Source organism: Streptomyces sp. NPDC058221 (assembly GCF_042882365.1).
In the GTDB taxonomy this organism is placed as follows: Bacteria; Actinomycetota; Actinomycetes; order Streptomycetales; family Streptomycetaceae; genus Streptomyces.
In genome coordinates this window covers 1-4,047 of record NZ_JBHVWF010000281.1, presented here as the reverse complement: position 1 = coordinate 4,047, position 4,047 = coordinate 1, and the positions used below count along the sequence as shown (strand labels likewise).

The following is a 4,047-nucleotide window of genomic DNA, read 5'->3' as shown; positions in this document are numbered from 1 at the left end:
AAGAGACAGGCCGTATTGCTACGGCAGCTCCGCCGCCCGGCTCTCCGCGCCCTGCCGGGGTTCCGCCACGGGCAGGCCCGGGTCCCCGGGCGTCGGACGCGTGCGCGGACGCAGCCGGGAGACCGCCACCCCGGCCAGACAGAGCAGCCCGCCGGCGACGGTGAGCAGTGCGGGTACCTCGTCCAGCAGCAGCCACGACATCAGCACCACGAGCGCGGGCACCGCGTAGGTGGTGGCGCCCATCCGGCCCGCGGTGGTGCGCGCGAGTGCGTAGGCCCAGGTGGTGAAGGCCAGCGCGGTCGGGAAGAGGCCCAGATAGACCATGTTCAGGGTCGCGGACACGGGTGCGCCGGCCGCTTCGGAGACCAGCGCACCGGAGAACGGCAGGCACGCCACCGTGCCGACCAGGCAGCCGAACGTGGTGATCTGCAGGGCCGAGCCGTGCCGCAGCGCGGGCTTCTGCCCGACCACTCCGCCCGCGTACGCCGCGGCCGCCAGCAGACAGAGCAGCACGCCCAGGACCGAGGAACCGCCCTTCCCCGACATGGACAGGCCCACGACCACGGCGCCCGCGAAGGACACAGCCATGCCCAGCAGCAGCCGGCGCGGCAGCCCCTCGCCGAGCAGCCGGGCGCCGAGCAGGGCGATCAGGAGGGGCCCGATGTTCACCACCATGGCGGCCGTCCCCGCGTCCACCTGCTGCTCACCCCAGTTGAGCACCACCATGTACAGGCCGAACCACAGCAGTCCGGAGATGAGGACGCCCGGCCAGGCCGCCCGCGACGGCATCCCCTCGCGGCGCACCAGCAGGAGCGCGCCCAGCGCCAGGCTGCCGGTCAGCAGCCGCCCGAGGGCCAGCGCGCCGGGGGAGTAGGCCTCGCCGGCGCTGCGGATGGAGACAAAGGCGGAGGCCCACAGCACCACGGTGGTGCAGGCCGCGGCGGTGGCCCGCCAGTCGCGGGGCGCCGCGCCGGTGCCGGGAGCGGATGTCGTCGTCATGGGCCCGACGCTATGCGGTGGACACCTCGGCGCCCACCGAATTGTCACCGTGGCCGCCCGCTGTGGTCCGTGCGGGCGGCAACTGCTCGTACTGCAGGACCAGTCCGTCGACCAGGGCCCGCAGCCCGGTCTCGAACGCCCCCTCGTCGACCTGCTGGCGACGGTCCGCCAGCAGATGGGCCTGGCCGAGGTGCGGATAGTCGGCGGGGTCGTACGCCGTCTCGTCGTCCACGAAGCCCCGGGCGAAGGAGCCGAGTGCCGAGCCGGTGATGAAGTAGCGCATCAGCGCGCCGATGTAGGTGGCCTGGGCGGGCGGCCAGCCCGCGCGGACCATGGAGCCGAAGACCGCGTCCGCGACGCGCAGACCGGCCGGGCGGCGGCCGGGGCCCTGGGCGAGCACCGGGACGATGTGCGGGTGCTCGGTGAGCGCCGCACGATAGGAGACCGCCCAGTCGTGCAGGGCCTCACGCCAGTCACGGCTGTCGGACTCGTCGAACATCGACAGGTCGACCTGTGCGGAGACGGCGTCGGCGACGGCGTCCAGGATCTCGTCCTTGTTGCGGAAGTGGTTGTAGAGCGACGGCCCGCTGACCCCGAGCTCGGCCGCCAGCCGGCGGGTGGAGACGGCGTCGAGCCCCTCGGAGTCCACGAGGGCACTCGCTGTCGCGACGATGCGGTCTCTGCTGAGGAGGGGCTTGCGCGGGCGGGCCATGCGGCACATAGTAGGGCCCAGCCATTAAACTAGCACTGCTAATTAAAAGTGGAGGCCGACCGATGAACCTGGAGCTCAGCGAGGAGCAGGAGGCCGTCCGGCAGCTCGCCAAGGACTTCGTCGCCCGTGACATCGCCCCGCACGTCGTCGAGTGGGACCGGGCCGAGAACGTCGACAAGTCGATCGTGAAGAAGCTGGGCTCGCTCGGCTTCCTCGGGCTGACCGTGCCCGAGGAGTACGGCGGCTCGGGCGGCGACCACCTCGCGTACTGCCTGGTGACCGAGGAGCTCGGCCGCGGTGACTCCTCGGTGCGCGGCATCGTCTCCGTCTCCCTCGGTCTGGTCGCCAAGACCATCGCCGCCTGGGGTGACGAGCAGCAGAAGCGGCAGTGGCTGCCCCGGCTGACCGCCGGTGACGCCGTGGGCTGCTTCGGCCTCACCGAGCCCGGCACCGGCTCGGACGCCGGCAATCTCACGACGAAGGCCGTGCGGGACGGCGGCGACTACGTCATCAACGGCTCCAAGATGTTCATCACCAACGGCACCTGGGCCGATGTGGTGCTGCTCTTCGCCCGCACCAACGACACCCCGGGCCACAAGGGCATTTCCGCCTTCCTGGTCCCCACCGACACCCCCGGCCTCAGCCGCCGCACCATCCACGGCAAGCTCGGACTGCGTGGCCAGGCGACCGCCGAGCTGGTCCTGGAGGACGTCCGGGTCCCCGCCGCCACCCTCATGGGCCCCGAGGGCAAGGGCTTCTCGATCGCCATGTCGGCCCTGGCCAAGGGGCGGATGTCGGTCGCGGCCGGCTGTGTCGGCATCGCGCAGGCAGCGCTGGACGCGGCCGTCGGATACGCGGGTGAACGCGAGCAGTTCGGCAGGCCCATCGCCGGCTACCAGCTCGTCCAGGAGCTCATCAGCGACATCTCCGTGGACGTCGACGCCGCCCGGCTGCTCACCTGGCGGGTGGCGGATCTGATCGACCGCGGCGAGGAGTTCGCCACCGCCGCCTCCAAGGCCAAGCTCTTCGCCTCCGAGGCCGCGGTGCGCGCCGCCAACAACGCCCTCCAGGTCTTCGGCGGTTACGGCTACATCGACGAGTACCCGGTCGGCAAGCTGCTCCGCGACGCCCGGGTGATGACGCTGTACGAGGGCACCAGTCAGATCCAGAAGCTGATCATCGGCCGTGCGCTGACAGGGGTCTCCGCCTTCTGAGCCCCGGGTGGCCCGACGGGCGTCTGGGTACCGGTCTGAGTACGCGTACGGATGTGGCGTGTGCCACATCGCCCGATGCTGAGCCGCATGAGTGAGACGACATCGGTCAAACAGCAGAGCACCGCCGCCTTCTACGGCCAGGCCGTCGCGTCCTTCGGGATCGCGATGGGGGCGGTGTCCCTCGGGATCTATTTCCTCGACGCCGACGCCTGGGTGCGCGCCTTCCTCGCCATCGGCGTTCTCTACCTCGTCACGTCCGCCTTCACCCTGGCCAAGGTCATCAGGGACCGACAGGAGGCGGGCCAGCTGGTCAGCCGGGTCGACCAGGCCAGGCTGGAGAAGATCCTCGCCGAGCACGACCCCTTCCAGAAGCTCTGACGATCTCGTCACGCCGAGCCCTAAGCGCTTGCTCAGGATCGGGGTATGGTGTTCGTCCTGCTGACTGAGAGGGGCAACCGACGATGAGCACGGCGGAGGAGACCGACGGCGAGAACACGCCGTGGGCCGAAGTGACGCCCGAGGCTGCCCGGCGGCTCCTCGTCGCCGCCGTCGACGCCTTCGCCGAGCGCGGGTACCACGCGACCACCACGCGGGACATCGCGGGCCGTGCCGGAATGAGCCCCGCCGCGCTCTACATCCACTACAAGACGAAGGAAGAGCTGCTCCACCGGATCAGCAGGATCGGTCACGACCGCGCCCTGTCCGTCCTGGAGGCGGCCGCCGACAGCGGCGGCACGGCGGCCGAGCGGCTCGCCGACGCCGTACGGTCCTTCGTCCGCTGGCACGCCGAGCGCCACACCACGGCGCGCGTGGTCCAGTACGAGCTCGACGCCCTCGGCGAGGAGCACCGCACCGAGATCGTCGAACTCCGCCGCAGGAGCGACGCGGTGGTGCGCCGGATCATCGGTGAGGGCGTGGCGGCGGGGGAGTTCGATGTCCCCGACGTACCCGGCACCACGCTCGCCGTGCTCTCGCTCTGCATCGACGTGGCGCGGTGGTTCAACGCCCAGGGCAGCCGGACGCCGGACGAGGTAGGCGAGCTGTACGCCGGCCTCGTGCTCCGCATGGTCGCGGCGAAGCGCTGACGCCGACGCCACCGCCGCCCCGGCCTCCCGGGCGGCG

5 protein-coding genes are annotated in these 4,047 nt (G+C 71.4%); 3 read left to right on the top strand and 2 right to left on the bottom strand.

The window, feature by feature from the left end; translation table 11 throughout:
- Positions 1 to 18: 18 nt before the first annotated feature.
- Together ACFVW8_RS38610 and ACFVW8_RS38605 are read right to left on the bottom strand one after the other, a co-directional pair.
- Positions 19 to 999, bottom strand: coding sequence for a DMT family transporter (locus ACFVW8_RS38610; protein ID WP_389698645.1), 981 nt, complete (start codon positions 997 to 999; stop codon positions 19 to 21).
- A gap of 10 nt (positions 1,000 to 1,009) precedes the next feature.
- On the bottom strand, positions 1,010 to 1,711 hold the full coding sequence (locus ACFVW8_RS38605) for a TetR/AcrR family transcriptional regulator (RefSeq protein WP_389698643.1): 702 nt from the start codon (positions 1,709 to 1,711) through the stop codon (positions 1,010 to 1,012).
- A 62-nt stretch (positions 1,712 to 1,773) separates the two neighbouring features.
- Here ACFVW8_RS38605 and ACFVW8_RS38600 point away from each other — a divergent pair, with 62 nt between their 5' ends.
- From ACFVW8_RS38600 to ACFVW8_RS38590, 3 genes are all read left to right on the top strand, one after another.
- The gene (locus tag ACFVW8_RS38600; RefSeq protein ID WP_389698641.1) at positions 1,774 to 2,925 is read left to right on the top strand and encodes an acyl-CoA dehydrogenase family protein; all 1,152 of its coding nucleotides are present in this window, start codon (positions 1,774 to 1,776) and stop codon (positions 2,923 to 2,925) included.
- A gap of 87 nt (positions 2,926 to 3,012) precedes the next feature.
- Complete coding sequence (locus tag ACFVW8_RS38595; protein ID WP_389698639.1) at positions 3,013 to 3,303, top strand: YiaA/YiaB family inner membrane protein; 291 nt, start codon at positions 3,013 to 3,015, stop codon at positions 3,301 to 3,303.
- 83 nt (positions 3,304 to 3,386) lie between these two features.
- Positions 3,387 to 4,010, top strand: coding sequence for a TetR/AcrR family transcriptional regulator (locus ACFVW8_RS38590; RefSeq protein ID WP_389698637.1), 624 nt, complete (start codon positions 3,387 to 3,389; stop codon positions 4,008 to 4,010).
- The last annotated feature ends 37 nt before the right edge of the window (positions 4,011 to 4,047 follow it).